We start from the raw sequence: 17,964 nt of genomic DNA on the forward strand, positions 1-17,964 counted from the left end.
GCTTTCTGTCGAGCCCGCCCTCTAAAGCCGCACGCTCCGGCCAGCGCCGGCGTGCGGCTACGCGTATGCCTCATTGGGTTTCCGATCGTCTACCCAGGAAATTTCGTCCGCTTGTTGCTGTGAGCCAAGCTCAAGTAATATCGCGCTACGCCGGCGACAGCCGGCCCCGAACCTGGAGGAAACATGAAGCAAAACAATCTGTTGCGCGCCGCGCGTGTTACGACGCTCGTCGCTGCCGCAGCGGCATCGATGCTAGGCGCAAGCGTTGCGCGCGCTGAGATTCCGAATAAAACCCTGGTTTACTGCTCAGAAGGCAGCCCTGCGGGTTTCGATCCGGCCCAATACACCACGGGCACCGATTTCACGGCTAACACGTTCACGGTCTACAACCGCCTCGTCGAATTCGAACGCGGCGGCACCAAGGTCGAACCCGGTCTCGCCGAAAAGTGGGATGTCTCGGCGGACGGCAAGACCTATACGTTCCATCTGCGCCACGGCGTGAAGTTCCAGACCACGTCGTTCTTCAAGCCCACGCGAGAATTCAATGCGGACGACGTCGTGTTCACGTTCCAGCGCATGCTGGATACGAACCAGCCGTTCCGCAAGGCGTACCCCGTGCAGTTCCCGTACTTCACGGACATGGGCCTCGACAAGCTGATCACCAGCGTCGAAAAGGTCGATCCCTATACGGTCAAGTTCACGCTGAAGGAAGTCAACGCGCCGTTCATCCAGAACATGGCGATGGAATATGCGTCGATTCTCTCCAGCGAATACGGCGATCAGTTGCTGAAGGCCGGCAAGGCGGCCGACATCAACCAGTTCCCGGTCGGCACAGGGCCGTTCATCTTCCGCAGCTACACGAAAGACGCGACGATCCGCTTCGACGGCAATCCCGATTACTGGAAGCCGAACACCGTCAAGATCTCCAAGCTGATCTTCTCGATCACGCCGGACGCCGGCGTGCGCGTGCAGAAGATCAAGCGCGACGAATGCCAGGTGATGAGCTATCCGCGTCCGGCCGACATCGCGCCGCTGAAGGCCGAAGCGAACATCGCGATGCCGTCGCAGCCGGGCTTCAATCTCGGCTATCTCGCGTACAACGTGTCGCACAAGCCGGTGGACAAGGTCGAGGTGCGCCAGGCGCTCGACATGGCGATCAACAAGAAGGCGATCATCGACTCGGTGTATCAAGGCGCAGGCCAGGCCGCGACGAACCCGATGCCGCCGACTCAATGGTCGTATGACAAGAACCTGAAGGCCGCGTCGTTCGACACGGCGAAAGCCAAGGCCCTGCTCGCGAAGGCCGGCTATCCGAACGGCTTCGAACTCACGCTGTGGGCGATGCCGGTGCAGCGCGCGTACAACCCCAACGCCCGCCTGATGGCGGAAATGATCCAGGCCGACTGGGCCAAGATCGGCGTGAAGGCGAAGATCGTCACGTATGAGTGGGGCGAGTACATCAAGCGCGCGCATGCGGGTGAAGACGACACGATGCTGATCGGCTGGACCGGCGACAATGGCGATCCGGACAACTGGCTCGGCACGCTGCTCGGCTGCGATGCGGTGAACGGCAACAACTTCTCGAAGTGGTGCCACAAGCCGTTCGACGATCTGATCCAGAAGGGCCGCGTCACGTCCGATCAGGGCGCGCGCACCACGGCTTACACGCAGGCGCAGCAGATCTTCGCGCAGCAACTGCCGTTCTCGCCGATCGCTCACTCGACCGTGTACCAGCCTGTCAGCAAGAAGGTGGTCGACATGCGCATCGAGCCGCTCGGTTATGCGCGCTTCGACGGCGTGAGCGTCAAGTAATAGAGTCAAGCCTACGCAGTAGCTTTTCGCACGGTTAGAAAACTGGTCGAAATGGTCCGGCGGCCGGGGTCACAAGCCCTCGTCGCCGGTTGCGTTTTTTCTTCATCAAGACCATAGGGACGAACCATGTTCCGCTTTGTTTTGCGCCGCATCGGCATGGTGATACCGACGTTCATCGGCATCACGATCCTTGCGTTCGCGCTGATTCACCTGATACCGGGCGATCCCATCGAAGTGATGATGGGCGAGCGCGGCGTCGATCCGGCCATGCATGCCGCCGCGATGCACCGGCTGGGGCTCGACGAGCCGCTGCCCATGCAATACATCCACTACATCGGCCGCGCGCTGCACGGCGACCTCGGCACCTCGATCATCACCAATACCAGCGTGATGGGCGAATTCCTCGCACGCTTTCCCGCCACCGTCGAACTGTCGATCTGCGCGATGCTGTTCGCGCTGATCGTCGGCTTGCCGGCGGGCGTGTTCGCGGCGTTGCGGCGCGGCACGGTGGTCGATCACGGCGTGATGGGCACGGCCCTGACCGGCTACTCGATGCCGATTTTCTGGTGGGGCTTGATCCTCATCATGGTGTTCTCGGTGAAGCTCGGCTGGACGCCGGTGTCGGGCCGCATCGCGGTCGAATACGACATTCCGCACGTGACCGGCTTCATGCTGATCGACGCAATGATGTCCACCGACGAAGGCGCGTTCAAATCCGCGCTGAGCCATCTGATCCTGCCCGCCATCGTGCTCGGCACGATTCCGCTGGCGGTGGTCGCGCGCATGACGCGCTCGTCGATGCTCGAAGTGCTGCGCGAGGACTACATCCGCACCGCGCGGGCGAAGGGCTTGCCGCCTGGGCGCGTGATCGTCGTGCATGCGTTGCGCAATGCGCTGATTCCGGTGGTGACGGTGATCGGCTTGCAGGTCGGCACGCTGCTCGCGGGCGCGGTGCTGACCGAGACACTGTTTTCGTGGCCGGGTATCGGCAAATGGCTGATCGACGCGATCGGCCGGCGCGATTATCCGGTGGTGCAGGGCGGTATCCTGATGATCGCTACGCTCGTGATCGTCGTGAACCTCGTCGTCGATCTGTTGTACGGCGTGTTGAACCCGCGCATTCGCCATACGAGGTAAAGAATATGAACCCCCACGCTCACTTGCGTTCGCTGCCCCTCAAGGGGGCGCATGCCTCCCTTGAGGCGGCTCGGCGGGAGGCATGACCATGGCAGACATTCAAAACACAGTCCCCACAGCGGTCACGCCGCCCAGCGGCCGCGCGATCGCGGCCCGCGAATTCTGGGCGAATTTCTCGCGCAACCGCGGCGCGGTCAGCGCCGGCATCGTCGTGCTGGTGCTGATTTTCGTCGCGATCTTCGCGCCCTTGATCGCGCCGCATAGCCCGATCGAACAATATCGCGACTTCGTCAAGATTCCGCCCGCATGGCTCGAAGGTGGCAACTGGAAGTTCATTCTCGGCACCGACGAAGCGGGCCGCGACATCCTCTCGCGCCTGATGTACGGCGCGCGTCTGTCGTTCTGGATCGGCTTCGTCTCGGTCGTGCTCGCGCTGATTCCGGGCGTGGTGCTCGGCCTGATCGCGGCGTTCTTCGAGAAGTGGGCCGATACGCCGATCATGCGCATCATGGACGTGCTGCTCGCGTTGCCGTCGCTGCTGCTGGCCGTCGCGGTGGTGGCGATCATCGGTCCGGGTCTCGTCAACACGATGCTGGCGATCGCGATCGTCGCGTTGCCGGGTTATGTGCGCCTGACGCGCGCTTCCGCGCAAGGCGAGTTGCAGAAGGAATACGTGACGGCTTCGCGCGTCGCGGGCGCCGGCACGCTGCGCCTGATGTTCTCGCAGGTGTTGCCGAACTGCACCGCGCCGCTGATCGTGCAGGCCACGCTCGGCTTTTCGTCGGCGATTCTCGATGCGGCCGCGCTCGGCTTCCTCGGTCTCGGCGTGCAGCCGCCTTCAGCGGAGTGGGGCGCGATGCTCGCCTCGGCGCGCGATTACATCGACAGCGCCTGGTGGATCGTCACGATGCCGGGCCTCTCCATCCTGATCTCGGTGCTCGCGATCAATCTGCTCGGCGACGGGCTGCGCGACGCACTCGATCCCAAACTGAAACGGATGGCCTGAAATGGATAGTTTATTGACCATCCGCAATCTGGCGGTGAACTTCAACGGACTACCCGCGGTCGATCGAATCAATCTCGACGTCGCGCCGGGCGAAGTGGTCGGCGTGGTCGGCGAATCCGGCTCGGGCAAGAGCGTCACGATGATGGCGCTGATGGGCCTGATCGACGCGCCCGGCAAGGTCACCGCGGATGAGATCACCTTCAACGGCAAGAATCTGCTGACGGCGTCGGCGAAGGAACGCCGCAGGATCATCGGCAAGGACATCGCGATGGTGTTCCAGGACGCGCTCACCAGTCTGAATCCGAGCTACACGGTCGGCTATCAGATCAAGGAAGTGCTGAAGCTGCACGAAGGCTTGCGCGGCGACGCACTGCACAGGCGCGCGCTGGAACTGCTCGATCAGGTCGGCATTCCGGACGCGAGGAACCGCATCGGTTCGTTTCCGCATCAAATGTCGGGCGGCATGAACCAGCGCGTGATGATCGCCATGGCGATCGCCTGCAATCCCAGGCTGCTGATCGCCGACGAGCCGACCACCGCGCTCGACGTGACCATCCAGGCGCAGATCATGGAACTGCTGATGCGCCTGCAGAAGGAGCGCGGCATGGCGCTCGTGCTGATCTCGCACGACCTGGCAGTGGTGTCCGAGGTCGCGCAGCGCGTCGCGGTCATGTACGCTGGCGAAGTGATCGAGACCAATCGCGTGCCGGATATCTTCGCCGCGCCGCATCATCCGTATACGGAGGCGTTGCTGGCGGCGATTCCCGAGCACAACGTCGGCGCGGTGCGGCTCGCCGCCTTGCCGGGCATGGTGCCGGGGCGCGACGACCGGCCTAAGGGGTGTCTGTTCGCGCCGCGCTGCAAGTACGTGGTGGACGACTGCACCAAGGCGCGGCCGGCGCTCGCGCCGATGCAAGGTCACGCCGAAGTGGCGCGCGTGCGCTGCATCAAACCCCTGAACCTGAGCGGCGACGCCAACGTTCACACCCGTGGAGGCGCACGATGAACGCAGTACTCGAAACGCGGCGCCAGTCGGACCATGCGGGCGATCACGTGCTGGTCGCCGACAAGCTCGCGCGTTACTACACGGTCAAGCGCGGCATGTTCGCTCACGGCACGGTGAAGGCGCTCAACGGCGTTTCGTTCGCGCTCGAGCGCGGCAAGACGCTGGCGGTGGTCGGCGAATCCGGCTGCGGCAAGTCCACGCTCGCGCGTCAACTCACGATGATCGAGGCGCCCAGCGCCGGCCGTCTGCTGATCGACGGTGAAGATGTCGCGGGCGCCGATCGCGAGCGGATCGCCGCGCTGCGGCGGCGCGTGCAGATGGTGTTCCAGAATCCGTTTGCGTCGCTGAATCCGCGTAAAACCGTCGAGCAGACGCTCGGCGAGCCGCTCGCGATCAACACGCAACTGAGCGCCACAGAACGCGCCGAGCGGATCGCGCAGATGATGCGCACCGTCGGTCTGCGCCCCGAACATGCGAAGCGCTATCCGCATATGTTCTCCGGCGGCCAGCGGCAACGCGTGGCGATTGCGCGCGCGATGATTCTCGATCCGCAGATCGTGGTTGCCGATGAGCCGGTGTCCGCGCTCGATGTGTCGATCCAGGCGCAGATTCTGAATCTGTTCATGGATTTGCAGGAGCAGTTCAAGACGAGCTATGTGTTCATCTCGCACAACCTCTCGGTGGTCGAGCATATCGCCGACGACGTGATGGTGATGTACTTCGGCGGCGTGGCGGAGCTCGGCGACAAGAAGCGGATTTTCTCGAAACCGCGCCATCCTTATACGCGTGCGTTGATGTCGGCCACGCCGTCGATCTTCGAGGCGGATCGCACCATCAAGATCAAGCTGCAGGGTGAGATGCCCTCGCCGCTGAATCCGCCGTCCGGCTGTACGTTCCATCTGCGCTGTCCTTACGTGATCGACCGTTGCCGCAGCGAGGAACCGAAGCTGCGCGAAGTGGATGGCCGTCAGGTCTCGTGTCACCGCGCCGAGGAGGTGGGGGACGTGGATGCCTGATGTGGTGGCGGCGCGTCGTCTTGCGCGCCGCTCGCGTGATGGCGGCCGTAGCGTCGCTTTTGCGCGGCGCTGGGGCGCGCGCGCACTGACCGGTGCCGCGCTCCTCGGCGTTTGTTCCATCTTTCATTTGAGCGCGGGGCCGATCGGCGTCGCGCATGCCGCGGGCGCCGCCGCCAATACGCCCGCTCAGGCCGGGCGCCCTTTATTGCCGGTGCCCAATCAGCCGGCGCCGCCGCGCGCCACCTTACCCGGCTTCAATCCGCCGCCCGCCACGTCGGGCACCACCGCGAGCGGCCCGGTGCGCACGCAGCCGGCACGCATGCCGTTCTACGTCGCGACGCGCGGCGCCACGACCCTCTACGTGCTCGGCACGCTGCACGTGGGCGATCCCGCCGACTACCCCGTCAAGCAGCCGTTCCGCCCGGCGATCATGGGCGCGCTGGCCGCCTCGCCGACGCTCGCGCTCGAACTCTCGCCCGACGAACTGCTCGTTTCGCAAGACGACGTATCGAAGTACGGCGTATGCCGGCGCGACTGTCTGCCCGGCTTGCTACCCGAACCGTTGTGGCACAAGCTCGCCTGGCGTCTGCGCGGCAATCGCGCCGCGCTGGATGAAATCAGGAAGATGCGGCCGTGGCTCGCTTCGTTGCTCGTCGAAACCTACGATTCGCTCAGCGCCGGTTTGCAAACCGAATACGGCACGGAAGCCCAGTTGCAGAACGTGTATCTCAAGACGCGCGGCAAGATCGTCGGCCTCGAGACCTTGCCGCAGCAGATGCGAGCGTTTACGAGCCTCACGCTCGCGCAGCAGCGCGAAATGCTGGCGCAGGATCTCGCGCAGACGCCGGCGGAAAACGTCGCGGACGTGCGGACCTTGCATCGCCTGTGGCGCGTGGGCGATGCCGATGCGATCGCCGCGTGGCAGGCCGCGAAGTCGGAGAAACTGGCGCGCGACAAGCGCATCTCCGATTCGATCGACAACAAGATCGTCTACGACCGGAACCGGCGCTTCGTGTCGCGCATGCTGCTGATCGCCGCGCCCAACAAACCGGTGTTCGTGGCGATCGGCACACTGCATCTGGGCGGCCGCAAAGGTGTCCTGCAGCTTTTGCGGCAGCGCGGATTCGTGGTGGAGGCGGGGTGAGGTTTGTTTGTCCCTGACATTCCCTCATGCTTGCGCCGCGCACGATGGTCGGTTTTCTCCGAGTCCGTATAGCCCGTTCGGCCAGGTTAGGAACGGGCCTTCTCCGTGCCAGTCTGACGCTCACTTTCGCCGCGTACCGCTCGCAGTCTTCCAGGACCGCCGAGTGCTGTGTACGTGTTATAGTGTATGTACAAACGTCAATACGGGTGCCGCGTGCGTGTCGAGTGGGATGAAGCCAAGAATCAGATCAACATTCGCAAGCATGGCATCGACTTCAGAGACGCCATCAACGTGTTCAATCATCCGGTGCTCACCGCATTGGATCAGCGCAACGACTACGGTGAGGACCGCTGGATCGCACTCGGTTGGATGGCGGCTATCGTAGGTGTGGTGGTGTATGTCGAGCGCGATATGGACGTGGTCCGCATCATCTCGGCGCGCAAGGCCACGAGACACGAAGTCACGCGTTACAAGCGCAGCATCTGGCATTGACGAGGTATCTTCGGCAATCGCCGAAAAACGAACACGGGCGGAAATGATGAGCAAACCAACAGGAACGGACTGGAAGCGACTCGCGAAGGCAGACGACGCACATATCGACACAAGCGACGTGCCCGAGTTGGGTGACGATTTTTTCGAGCAGGCGGAACTGCATCTGCCGCCGAAGCAGGCCGTCACCATGCGCCTCGATGCGGACGTACTGAGCTGGTTCAAGGAGCAGGGTGCGGGCTATCAGACGCGCATCAACAAGCTGTTGCGCGCCTATATGCTGGCGCATCAGCGGCGCGCCCTCAAGTAGGGGCGGCGTCGCATCCCGTCTGCGAGTGATCGCTGGAAGGCGCTCCTCCCGAGCGCCCGCGCCGAAGCATGCGGCTCCGGCGCAACTTGCGCGTGATCAATTGCCCGCGCGGAGTTCCTCGGACACCTGCTTGACCACCGGCGCCCAGTCCCCCAACGTCGTCTGCCGGAACAGTTTCATGCCGGGATACCACGGCGAATCGCTGCGCGTCTCGAGCCAGCGCCAGTCGGAGTTGGCGGGCAGCAGCGTCCACACCGGCTTGCCGAGCGCCGCCGCGAGATGCGCGACGGCGGTGTCCACGGTGATCACCAGATCGAGATTCATGATGAGCGCGGCGGTGTCGTCGAAGTCATGCAGGTCGGCGGTGAAGTCGTGAGCGCGGAATGCCGCCGGCGCGTCGGCCAACTGCGCGTGCGCCGGGCCTTTTTGCAACGCGTGCCAGGCAACGTTCTTCAGCGAACTTAGCGCGCTCAGATCCGCCAGTTCGGCCGAGCGGTAGCGGTCGTTGCCGAAAGTCGAACTGCCGGCCCACGCCAGGCCTACTTTACGTTTCGATTTATCGCCCGCGTTGACCCGCTTGCGCCATGCCTTGGTCTTCGCTTTGTCGGCGAACAGGTACGGCACTTCAGCCGGAATGGCGGACAACTCCATGCCGATGCACGACGGTACGCTCATCATCGGCACCCAGAAATCGTATGGCTCTTCGGGCTGGCCACTGAACGCGCGGTGCACGCCCGGTGCGCGTTCGAGCAGCGGCAGCAGCGGCTCGCGCACGCGAATGTCGACAGTCGCGCCGAGTTGCTCGAGCACGCGCGCAAAGCGCAGGAACTGGAAGTGATCGCCGAAACCCTGTTCGCCGACGATCAGCAGACGACGCCCCTCGAGCGGCTCGCCGCGCCATTCGGGCACGCCCGGAATCGCGATCGCTTCATAGTCGCGCTTGCGCCAGCGCTGCGCGAATTCGGCCCAGCCTTGTTTGTAATCGCCTCGCTTGAGCAACAGCCATGCGAGATTCTGATGCGCGTCCGCATGGTCGGGTGCGAGTTGCAGCGCCTGACGATAGAAGCCTTCTTCTTCATCGAGCCGGCCTTGCGCGCCGAGCGAACCGCCGAGGCACACCAGATTGGTCGGGTTGGGTTTGAACTCAACCGCGCGCCGGTAGTGCGATTCGGCGCCCGCATAGTCGCCGAGCTTGCCGATCAGGCTGCCGAGGTTGATATGCGCCTCGGCGTAATGCGGGCGCAGCGCCAGCGCCTGTTCGAAACTGGCGATGGCCGCTTCGCGGTCGTCGCGTGCGTTGTGCGCATTGCCCGCATTGAAGTGCGCTTCCGCCGACTCGGGGTCGAGCGACAAGGCGTCGCGATAGCACGCCAGAGCTTCGTCGTAACGGGCGAGCTTGCTCAGCACCGTGCCGAGGTTCAAATGCGCGTCGACCATGCCGGGGTTCGACGCCAGCGCCAGCCGGTATTGTTCGACCGCTTCGTCGAAGGAGCCTTGCGCTTGCAGCGCGACGCCGAAATTGCTGCGAGCGTCGGCGAAGTCCGGCTGGATCTGCAACGCCTGGTCGTAGCAGATCATCGCTTCGTCGAGATGGCCGAGGGCGGCGGCCACGAGTCCGCGGTTGCTCCAGCATGCGGCGTCGGTGCGATCGAGCTTGAGCGCCTCGTTCATCAACCGGGCGGCGACCTCGTGATTGCCGCGCTGACGTTGCAGCACGCCGAAATAGTGCAGCGCGTCGACATGGGACGGATCGAGCGCGAGTGCTTCACGATAAAACGGTTCGGCGGCGTCGAGCTGACCGGTCTGGTGTGCCGCGAGCGCGGCTTCGATCAATGACGCGAGGTGGGAGGGCGATGGCGCATCGGTGCGCACAGCGTCGGGGTGGGATTGACGTTCCATGAGGGACCTGCTGGAAGGCGCCGGCGGCGCGCGCTGCGCGCGCCGGTGCATGTGGATGGGAGACCGCCCGCCAGCTTATGTTTCGGTCCATCCACAGACGATCGGACGCATCCTATTTCGGTTGTCTCTTTCGCATAGTAGGTCCCGCGACGAAGCCCTTTCACCGGCCTGTCACAGAGAGATCCCGTGACACGCCGGTATTTCACGCATGCGACTACAAGAGCCCTACATGAACATCAGGAAATTCAACAGGAAGATATTCACGACCAGCAAGGTCAGCGCCGTGGGCACCTGCACCTTGATTACCGCATTCTTATCCGGTAGTTCGAGCAGCGCGGCCGGCACCATGTTGAAGTTCGCGGCCATCGGCGTCATCAGCGTGCCGCAGTAGCCTGAGAACATGCCGATTGCGACCATCACGGCCGGATTGCCGTGGAACACGCCCACCAGGATCGGCACGCCGACGCCGCCCGTCATCACCGGGAACGCGGCGAAGCCGTTGCCCATCACCATCGTGAAGAGCGCCATGCCGATGCAGTACACGGCCACCGCGACAAAGCGGTAGTCGAGGCTGATGTAGGCCGTGGTCACATGAGCGACCGCCTTGCCGACGCCGGCGTCCGAGAACACGAGGCCGAGCATGCCGAGCATCTGCGGCAGCACCGCCGCCCACGACAACGCATCGACGAGCCGGCGCGCTTCCTTCATCGACTGGCCGACGGTGTCGCGCGTCAGCACGCAGGCAATCGCGAGCGCGATCACGCAGCCGATGCCGAAGCCGATCAGCGTGACGTTCGCCTTCTCGATGAGCGGCAGGCCGCCGAAAACCAGATGACTCGCCGACAGCGTGACGATCACGGTGATGACCGGAATCGTCAGCGCGGGCACGAACAGCTTGTTGCGCAGACGCGCGGCGCTCGCCTTGCGCGCTTCCAGCGACAGCGTTTTCGGCTTGGCCGCCGTCACGCCGCCGAAGCCGGCGATCAGCGCCATCACGATCACCGCCACGCCGACCACGGCGGGCGGCAGTTTGTCGCCGATCAGGAAAATCAGCGCGTAGAGAATCCAGAAACCGCCGGCGGTGAAGCGGCGCGGATGCTCCTTGTCCGTGACGATCATGCCGCCGATGATCAGCAGCACCACGCCCAGCAGCCAGAACAGATAGGTAATCGTGAGCGTCATGCTTTATCTCCCGCGGCCGTTTGCGTCGGCGTGACCGTGCTGCCGCTCGCGGCATTGCCGCGCAATTCGCGCTCGAGCTTGCGGTCGAGCAGATACAGGCGGAAACCGTGGATGAGGAACGCGCAGATCGCGGTCGGAATGCCCCAGACGGCGACGTGAATCGGCTCGACGATGATGCCCGCTTCCTTCAGGAAGGTCGTCATCAGCACGATCGCGCCGAACGCGACGAAAATGTCCTCGCCGAAGAAGAGGCCCACGTTGTCGGTCGCCGCGGAGAACGCGCGCAGTTTGAAACGCACCGCGTCGCTGATCTTGCCGAAGCGGGTTTCGGTCGCGCCTTCGGCCATCGGCGCGATCAGCGGACGCACCATCTGCGGATGACCGCCGAGACCGGTCAGGCCGACCGCCGCGGTGAGTTCGCGCACGAGCAGATAGACGATCAGCAGACGCCCGGCGGTGGCCGCCTTGATGCCGCCGATCCACGCTTGCGCGCGCTCGCGCAGGCCATGCCGTTCGAGCAGGCCGATCACCGCGAGCGGCAACAGAATGATCAACGGAATGTTGCGCGTCTTGATGAAGCCGGTGCCGATTTCGGCCAGGATCTTTTCAGGTGGGAAGTGCGCGGCGAGTCCGGTGATGATCGCGGCGACCGCCACGATCAGCATCGGATTGAACCGTAATAAAAAGCCGACGATGATGACGGCCACGCCAATGAGCGGCCATAGACTGACTGTTGTCTGCATCTGGATCTCCAAACAGGGTTTAACCTCGCCGCTTGTGGCGGCTAACGTGGGACGGCGCGTGGCGATCCATGCGTCGTCTTGTTGCCGCGGCTCTAGATGGCCGCGTTGCTTCGACTACACCTGCAGCCGTCTCCGCGTCGACTGAGCGACCGACAGCGGTTACGGCAATATGTCCCGCACCGGGCAGACGTGATGCACCTGGCTGCACCTGGCAAACGCCCCGCGTGGAGCGGGGCGTTCAGGGCTTGGCAAGATGTGCTTCACTGCGTCTCGTGAGTGCCGGCCGGCGCGGTTTCAGACGCTCGCGGCGCCGGCCGCGTGCACTTCGATGCCGGCCTGTTCCAGCGCGCCGCGGATGCGCCGCGCGAAGGCCAGCGCATGCGGCCCGTCGCCGTGCAGGCAGATGGTTTGCGCGTTCAGCGGAACCCATTGGCCGTCGACGGCCCGCACGCGGCGCTCGCGCACCATCGCGAGCGTGCGTTCGAGCACCTCGTCTTCGTCGTCGAGCAGCGCGCCGGGCTCCTTGCGCGGCACCAGCGAGCCGTCGGCGCGATAGCCGCGATCGGCGAAGACTTCTTCGATCGCGGTCAGCCCCGCGTTGCGCGCGGCCGTCACGAGCCCGCTGCTGGCAAGCGCGAACACGGCCACCGACGGATCGAAATCGTGCACGGCGGATACGATCGCGTCGGCGATCCGCGCGTCGCGCGCGGCCTGGTTGTACAGCGCGCCATGCGGCTTGACGTGCGCGATGCGCCCGCCTTCGGCCTGGGCGATCGCCGACAGCGCGCCGAGTTGGTAGAGAACGCCCGCATAGATTTCGTTGGCCGGCAGATCCATTTCCTTGCGGCCGAAATTTTCCGGATCGTTGAAGCTCGGGTGCGCGCCGATCGAGACGCCTTTTTGCACCGCCCAACGCACGCAATCGCGCATCGCATTGGCGCCGCCCGCATGCCAGCCGCACGCGATGTTCGCGGAACTGACGAGGTCGAGCAGCGCCTCGTCGGAGCCGCAGCCTTCGCCGAGGTCGGCGTTCAGATCGATTTCCATGGTGTTCCTCTACTCAGTGTCACAGCGCCGCGACAGCCAATTGGCGCGTGCAGCGTTCCTCGTGCATGGCGATCGCGGCGTCGATCTGCCGCAAATACGCGCGTTCTTCCAGTAGCGCCTGGCGCGCCTCGTAAGGTGTGGTCGGAATGAAGCGGACTGCCGCATTCAGGCGAACCTGGGCGAGCTTCCAGAGATCGGCCTGGATCACGGCGCCGATCTTCGGATAGCCGCCGGTGGTTTGCGCGTCGCTCATCAGCACGATCGGCTGGCCGTTCGGCGGCACCTGAATCGTGCCCGGCAGCACCGCGTGCGACAGCAGATCGGCTTTCTGCGTGCGCTTCAGTTCGGTGCCGGCAAGCCGGTAGCCCATGCGGTTGCTGTTCGGCGTGACGAGCCATTCATCGGACCAGAAGGATTCGTGGGCTTCCTCGGTGAAGCTCTCGTATTCCGGGCCGCGCAGCACGCGGATCGGCACGGCCCACGGCACCCCCGACGGATGACGGCCGCGCCGCAGCGGCTCGTGAACCAGCACGAACTTGCACCACGCGGGCGCCTTCACACCGAACTCCGGCGCCTCGGGCGAGAAGCCGGCGTGGCCGCGCGGCGGCGGCGCGCCGAGCGGCAGGCGGTCGCCGTCGCGCAACGCCCGGCCGCCGAGTCCGCCGAAATGGCCGGCGAGATCGGTGCTGCGCGAGCCGAGCATCGGCAATACATCGATGCCGCCGGCGATGCACACATAGCCGCGCATGCCGCGTCGCGCCGCGTTCAGCACCAGTTCCTGGCCGGCCCGCACCGGCAGGCTCCACCATGAATAGACGGGCTTGCCGTCGAGCGTCGCGCCGAATTCGGTGCCGGTGATGGCCACTCGCGTGGCGCGCAGAAAGCGCAGCACCGTCGGCCCGAAGGTGATTTCCAGACCGGCTGCGTCGGGCCGGTTGCCGACCAGCCGGTTGCCGACTTCGAGCGCCAGCCGGTCGAGCGCGCCCCCCATCGCGACACCGAGATGCCGGTAGCCGTGACGGCCGAGATCCTGAACCGTGGTCAACAGACCCGCGCGAATCACATCGATCATGCGTGTATCCCCGCGATGGTGAAGCGCACCCGGTCGCCCGGTTGCAGCAGCGTGGGCGGGCGGCGCGCCGGATCGAACAGCGGCGTTGCGGTGCGGCCGATCAGTTGCCAGCCGCCCGGCGAGGTGGCCGGATAAATGCCGGTTTGCTCACCGCCGATGCCGACGGAGCCGGCCGGCACTTCCAGCCGCGGCGACGCGCGGCGCGGCGTGTGCAGCGCTTCATCGAGTCCGCCCATATAGGCGAAGCCGGGCTGAAAGCCGAGAAAGAACACCACATACTCGCCGTCCGAGTGTCGCTGCACGACCTCGCGCGCGCTTAGGCCCGTGTGATTGGCGACCACCTGCAGATCGGGGCCGAACTCGCCGCCGTATTGCACGGGGATCTCGACTTCGCGGCCGATCGCGGGCGTGTCGCCGGCCGCGTTCCAGGCCGCTTGCAAATGGTTCACGAGCGCGTCGCGGTCCGCTTCGAGCGGATCGAACACGAGCGTCAGGTTGTTCATGCCCGGCACGACCTCCAGCACATGCGGCCAGTCGCGCGCGGCCTCGGCGGCCGCCCACACGCGACGCTGGCATGCCAGCGTCGCGGGCGGCGGCGCCTCGCAGACAAGCGCGGCATCGCCCAGCGGAAAGATTCTAGGTTGGCTCATTGCTTAACGGCCTTGGTCGAGTCGGCGGATTCGGCACAGCGAACCCTGTCAAACAGGTTAGGTAGCGGCACGCGATGTTTGGAGCGTACATTATCAATAAAATATCAACAATTTCTCAATAAGCATTTGTGCCAGGGCTCCCATGAATCGATCGCTCGTCGTACACTCGCGACACCTTCCCATCCTGTTCCCTGAGAATCTCCATGTCGCGCCATCCCACCAAGATCGTCTCTTCGGAACATCTCGTGTCTGAGACAAGCGCCGAACTGTCAGAACTGGAATACGCGCTCATCATGGCGGGCAACGCATTCAACCGCTGGATGGTGCGCTGCATGTCCGCGGCCGGCGACAAGGACATGACCGCTATCGAAGTCTCGCTGCTGCACCACGTCAGCCACCGCGAGCGCCGCAAGAAACTGGCCGACATCTGCTTCGTGCTCAACATCGAGGACACGCACGTCGCCACCTACGCGTTGAAGAAGCTGGTAGCTAGAGGGTATGTAAAAAGCGAAAAGACCGGCAAGGAAGTGTTCTTCTCGGCCACCGATTCGGGCCGCGCGCTGTGTCTGAAATATCGCGAGGTGCGCGAGAGCTGCCTGATTTCCACGCTGAAGGAAAGCGGCCTGACCAACGAGCAGATCGGCGAGGCGGCGCAGTTGATGCGCAACGCGTCGGGTCTGTACGACACGGCCGCGCGGGCGGCGGCGTCTTTATAGCGGGGCTTGCGGGACTCGGGGCGGCGGTGCGGTGCGGTGCGCGATGCGGAGCACGCGTGGTTCACGCGTTCGATGCCGAGCGCCCGACGCTCAATCCGCCCGCTGCGGATAAAGACCTGCCTCGGTGACGATCAGGTCGAGCGGAATGTCGTGCTGCTCGCGTTGCAGCGCTTGCGTGCGGCACGCTTCATACGCGATGCCCACCGTGACCGGCCGCTTTGCGCCCGGCCATGCGGCCAGCGTGCGATCGTAGTAGCCGCCGCCGTAGCCGAGCCGATAACCTTCGGCGTCGAAACCGACACACGGTACGAACAGCAATTCGGGAATCACCACTCGCCCGGAAGTTGGCTCGGCGATCCTGTGATGACCGATCTTCATCGGCGTATCAGGCGTCCACGCATGGAACTCGAGCGGCACGCCGCGCTCCTTGATGATCGGCAAACTCGCTTCGCGTGGCTCGCCTGCCGCGAGCCAGATCGACATGGCGGCGCGCGCGTCGAATTCGCCCGCGAGCGGCCAGTAGAACCCCACGCTGCTCACGCTGTAATGCTTCAGCGCATCGAGAATGCGCCGGCCGAGCGCGGCATTGTGCGCCGGCTCGGAAGCCGCTTGCAGCCTTGCTTCCAATAGCATTCGACGCAGCGCCTTTTTCGATTCCGCGTTGGGGTTGCATGCTATGCTTGGGTTCAATTCGCGCTCCAGAAACAACGATGTCAAAACGCCTTTACCGAGTATATCGCGCGGCCGGTCTGGCGCTCGCCGCAGCCGCACTCGTCGCGTGCAGCACGGCCTCAGCCGTCAAGCCCATTCCCCTTTCGCAACTCACGAGCGACGACCAGACCTTCGTCCAGCTTCGCGAGGCCGCGCGCAATAACGACGCGGCGCGCGCGGCGCAACTCGCCAGCCTGATCCCGAACTATCCGGCGCCTTCCTATCTGGAATACTTCCAGATCAAGCCGCAGTTGTTCGATTCGAGCGGCCACGCGCGGGTCGACGCGCCGGATGCGCCGGTGCTCGCGTTCCTGCAGAAGTACGACGGCGAGGCGATTGCCGACCGCATGCGCAACGACTACCTCACCGTGCTCGGCACGCGTCACGACTGGCGCAACTTCGACCAGCAATACGCGCGCTTCGTACTCAACGACGACACGCAGGTGAAGTGCTACGCGCTCGAATCGCGTGCGTCGCGTGGTGAAAACGTCGCCGAGGCGGCGCGTGCGCTGCTGGTCGATCCCAAATGGTACGGCGACGGCTGCGTCGATCTGATCACCGTGCTGGGCGTCAACAAGCAATTCAGCACCGACGATATCTGGCAGCAAATCCGTCTCGCGTACGAGCAGAACTACACGAACACGGGCAGCAAGCTCCTCGACGCGCTCGGCAACGACGCGCCCGACCCCGTGCTGTTCGGCCAGGCCACGAGCACGCCGCCGTTGCTGCTCGCGCGCGGCGTGGGCCCTGATCCGAAGTCGCATCAGCTGGCGCTGCTCGCGATCACGCGCATGGCGCGCAACGACCCGGCCATGGCCGCGGCCACGTTCGCTTCGGTGGCGCCGTCGCTCAACTCGCCTGAACGCGCGATCGGCTGGGGCACCATTGCCTATCAGGCCGCCGCGAAGCAGATGCCGGGCGCGGTCGACTGGTACCGCTTGTCGGCCAATGCGCCGCTGTCGAACCCGGCCTACGAATGGCGCACCCGCACCGCGCTCCTCGCCGGCGACTGGACGATGGTGCGCTGGTCGATCGAGCAGATGCCGGCGGCGCTGCGCAATCAGCCGTCGTGGGTGTATTGGCATGCCCGCGCGCTGAAGCAGGCGGGCGATACGACCACGGCCAACCAGGAATTCGAGTCGATCTCGCAGGGCTTCAACTTCTACGGCCAACTGGCTGCGGAAGAACTCGGCCAGAAAATCAGCGTGCCCGCGAAAACCACCGTGAGCGACGCCGAAGTCCAGCAAGCCGGCAATACGCCGGGCTTCGACCTGGCGCAGCGGTTCTATGCGCTGAATCTGCGGCTCGAAGGCAATCGCGAATGGAACTGGCCGTTGCGCGGCATGAGCGACCGGCAACTGCTTGCCGCCGCCGAATACGCCCGCCGTATCCAGTTATATGACCGCACCGTCAACACGGCGGACCGCACGAAGAGCGAGCACGATTTCTCGCTGCGTTACCTGTCGCCGTTCCGCGATATCGTCGAGCGCGATTCGCAGTCGAACGGGCTGGATGTGGAATGGGCCTATGGGCTGATTCGCCAGGAGTCGCGCTTCATCATGAACGCGCGCTCGGAGGTCGGCGCGAGCGGTTTGATGCAGTTGATGCCGGGCACCGCGCAACTGGTCGCGAAGAAGATCGGCCTCGGTCCGATTTCGCGCGAGCAGATGAACGACATCAACACGAATATCCTGCTTGGCACGAACTACTTGTCGATGATCTACAATCAGTTCGACGGGTCCGCCGTGCTGGCTACGGCAGGGTATAACGCCGGGCCGGGCCGTCCGCGCAACTGGCGGCAGTCGCTGCAGCGTCCGGTCGAAGGCGCGATCTTCGCCGAGTCGATCCCGTTCCAGGAAACGCGCGACTACGTCAAGAACGTGTTGTCCAACACGGTCTACTACGCGGCATTGTTCGAAGGCCGTCCGCAATCGCTGAAGGCGCGTCTGGGTTACATCGCGCCGTAAGCGCCGTGCCGCCGCCGCGTCGATCGTGATGCGGCGGTGCGCCACGCCAGCCGTTGC

At 64.5% G+C, this 17,964-nt stretch carries 17 protein-coding genes; 10 read left to right on the top strand and 7 right to left on the bottom strand.

Annotated elements, in window-relative coordinates; translation table 11 throughout:
• Nucleotides 1–183: 183 nt before the first annotated feature.
• From ACTJLC_RS23320 to ACTJLC_RS23355, 8 genes are all read left to right on the top strand, one after another.
• Nucleotides 184–1,812 carry an ABC transporter substrate-binding protein gene (locus ACTJLC_RS23320; protein ID WP_073427732.1) on the top strand — a complete coding sequence of 543 codons (1,629 nt, stop codon included), beginning with the start codon at nucleotides 184–186 and terminating at the stop codon, nucleotides 1,810–1,812.
• Nucleotides 1,813–1,938: 126 nt separating this feature from the next.
• The gene (locus tag ACTJLC_RS23325) at nucleotides 1,939–2,949 is read left to right on the top strand and encodes an ABC transporter permease subunit (protein ID WP_073427731.1); all 1,011 of its coding nucleotides are present in this window, start codon (nucleotides 1,939–1,941) and stop codon (nucleotides 2,947–2,949) included.
• Nucleotides 2,950–3,037: 88 nt separating this feature from the next.
• Nucleotides 3,038–3,955, top strand: a complete 918-nt coding sequence (locus ACTJLC_RS23330; protein WP_073427917.1) for an ABC transporter permease subunit — start codon at nucleotides 3,038–3,040, stop codon at nucleotides 3,953–3,955.
• A gap of 1 nt (nucleotide 3,956) precedes the next feature.
• Nucleotides 3,957–4,961 (top strand): ABC transporter ATP-binding protein, encoded by a 1,005-nt coding sequence (locus ACTJLC_RS23335; RefSeq protein ID WP_440845258.1) that lies wholly within the window; start codon nucleotides 3,957–3,959, stop codon nucleotides 4,959–4,961.
• Nucleotides 4,958–5,977 (top strand): peptide ABC transporter ATP-binding protein, encoded by a 1,020-nt coding sequence (locus ACTJLC_RS23340; RefSeq protein ID WP_073427729.1) that lies wholly within the window; start codon nucleotides 4,958–4,960, stop codon nucleotides 5,975–5,977. Before ACTJLC_RS23335 ends, ACTJLC_RS23340 begins: the two co-directional genes overlap by 4 nt.
• On the top strand, nucleotides 5,970–7,121 hold the full coding sequence (locus ACTJLC_RS23345) for a TraB/GumN family protein (RefSeq protein WP_073427728.1): 1,152 nt from the start codon (nucleotides 5,970–5,972) through the stop codon (nucleotides 7,119–7,121). The genes ACTJLC_RS23340 and ACTJLC_RS23345 overlap by 8 nt, the downstream gene beginning before the upstream one ends.
• 186 nt (nucleotides 7,122–7,307) lie before the next feature.
• Nucleotides 7,308–7,613 (top strand): BrnT family toxin, encoded by a 306-nt coding sequence (locus ACTJLC_RS23350; RefSeq protein WP_440845260.1) that lies wholly within the window; start codon nucleotides 7,308–7,310, stop codon nucleotides 7,611–7,613.
• A gap of 46 nt (nucleotides 7,614–7,659) precedes the next feature.
• On the top strand, nucleotides 7,660–7,920 hold the full coding sequence (locus tag ACTJLC_RS23355; RefSeq protein ID WP_073427915.1) for a BrnA antitoxin family protein: 261 nt from the start codon (nucleotides 7,660–7,662) through the stop codon (nucleotides 7,918–7,920).
• Nucleotides 7,921–8,016: 96 nt separating this feature from the next.
• Here the strand turns inward: ACTJLC_RS23355 and ACTJLC_RS23360 are convergent, their stop codons facing one another.
• From ACTJLC_RS23360 to pxpB, 6 genes are all read right to left on the bottom strand, one after another.
• The gene (locus ACTJLC_RS23360; protein ID WP_440845263.1) at nucleotides 8,017–9,819 is read right to left on the bottom strand and encodes a tetratricopeptide repeat protein; all 1,803 of its coding nucleotides are present in this window, start codon (nucleotides 9,817–9,819) and stop codon (nucleotides 8,017–8,019) included.
• 225 nt (nucleotides 9,820–10,044) lie between these two features.
• On the bottom strand, nucleotides 10,045–11,001 hold the full coding sequence (locus ACTJLC_RS23365) for a DUF979 domain-containing protein (protein ID WP_073427726.1): 957 nt from the start codon (nucleotides 10,999–11,001) through the stop codon (nucleotides 10,045–10,047).
• Nucleotides 10,998–11,744, bottom strand: a complete 747-nt coding sequence (locus ACTJLC_RS23370) for a DUF969 domain-containing protein (RefSeq protein ID WP_310126893.1) — start codon at nucleotides 11,742–11,744, stop codon at nucleotides 10,998–11,000. The genes ACTJLC_RS23365 and ACTJLC_RS23370 overlap by 4 nt, the downstream gene beginning before the upstream one ends.
• Before the next feature lie 294 nt (nucleotides 11,745–12,038).
• Complete coding sequence (gene pxpA, locus ACTJLC_RS23375) at nucleotides 12,039–12,791, bottom strand: 5-oxoprolinase subunit PxpA (protein WP_073427724.1); 753 nt, start codon at nucleotides 12,789–12,791, stop codon at nucleotides 12,039–12,041.
• A 19-nt stretch (nucleotides 12,792–12,810) separates the two neighbouring features.
• A complete protein-coding gene (locus ACTJLC_RS23380) occupies nucleotides 12,811–13,863 on the bottom strand; it encodes a biotin-dependent carboxyltransferase family protein (RefSeq protein WP_114163268.1) in 1,053 nt (350 codons plus the stop codon).
• Nucleotides 13,860–14,513: a 5-oxoprolinase subunit PxpB gene (gene pxpB / locus ACTJLC_RS23385; protein WP_114163267.1), complete on the bottom strand. Its 654-nt coding sequence runs from the start codon at nucleotides 14,511–14,513 to the stop codon at nucleotides 13,860–13,862. Before pxpB ends, ACTJLC_RS23380 begins: the two co-directional genes overlap by 4 nt.
• Before the next feature lie 203 nt (nucleotides 14,514–14,716).
• Here pxpB and ACTJLC_RS23390 point away from each other — a divergent pair, with 203 nt between their 5' ends.
• Nucleotides 14,717–15,229 (top strand): winged helix DNA-binding protein, encoded by a 513-nt coding sequence (locus ACTJLC_RS23390; RefSeq protein ID WP_073427721.1) that lies wholly within the window; start codon nucleotides 14,717–14,719, stop codon nucleotides 15,227–15,229.
• Between the two features lie 90 nt (nucleotides 15,230–15,319).
• Here the strand turns inward: ACTJLC_RS23390 and ACTJLC_RS23395 are convergent, their stop codons facing one another.
• The gene (locus ACTJLC_RS23395) at nucleotides 15,320–15,862 is read right to left on the bottom strand and encodes a 5-formyltetrahydrofolate cyclo-ligase (RefSeq protein WP_440845267.1); all 543 of its coding nucleotides are present in this window, start codon (nucleotides 15,860–15,862) and stop codon (nucleotides 15,320–15,322) included.
• A 77-nt stretch (nucleotides 15,863–15,939) separates the two neighbouring features.
• Between ACTJLC_RS23395 and ACTJLC_RS23400 the strand changes: the two genes are divergently transcribed.
• Nucleotides 15,940–17,907, top strand: a complete 1,968-nt coding sequence (locus ACTJLC_RS23400) for a lytic transglycosylase domain-containing protein (RefSeq protein ID WP_154873717.1) — start codon at nucleotides 15,940–15,942, stop codon at nucleotides 17,905–17,907.
• Nucleotides 17,908–17,964: the final 57 nt, after the last annotated feature.

The organism is Paraburkholderia sp. 22099, assembly GCF_052045835.1.
GTDB classification, from domain to species: Bacteria; Pseudomonadota; Gammaproteobacteria; order Burkholderiales; family Burkholderiaceae; genus Paraburkholderia; species Paraburkholderia terricola.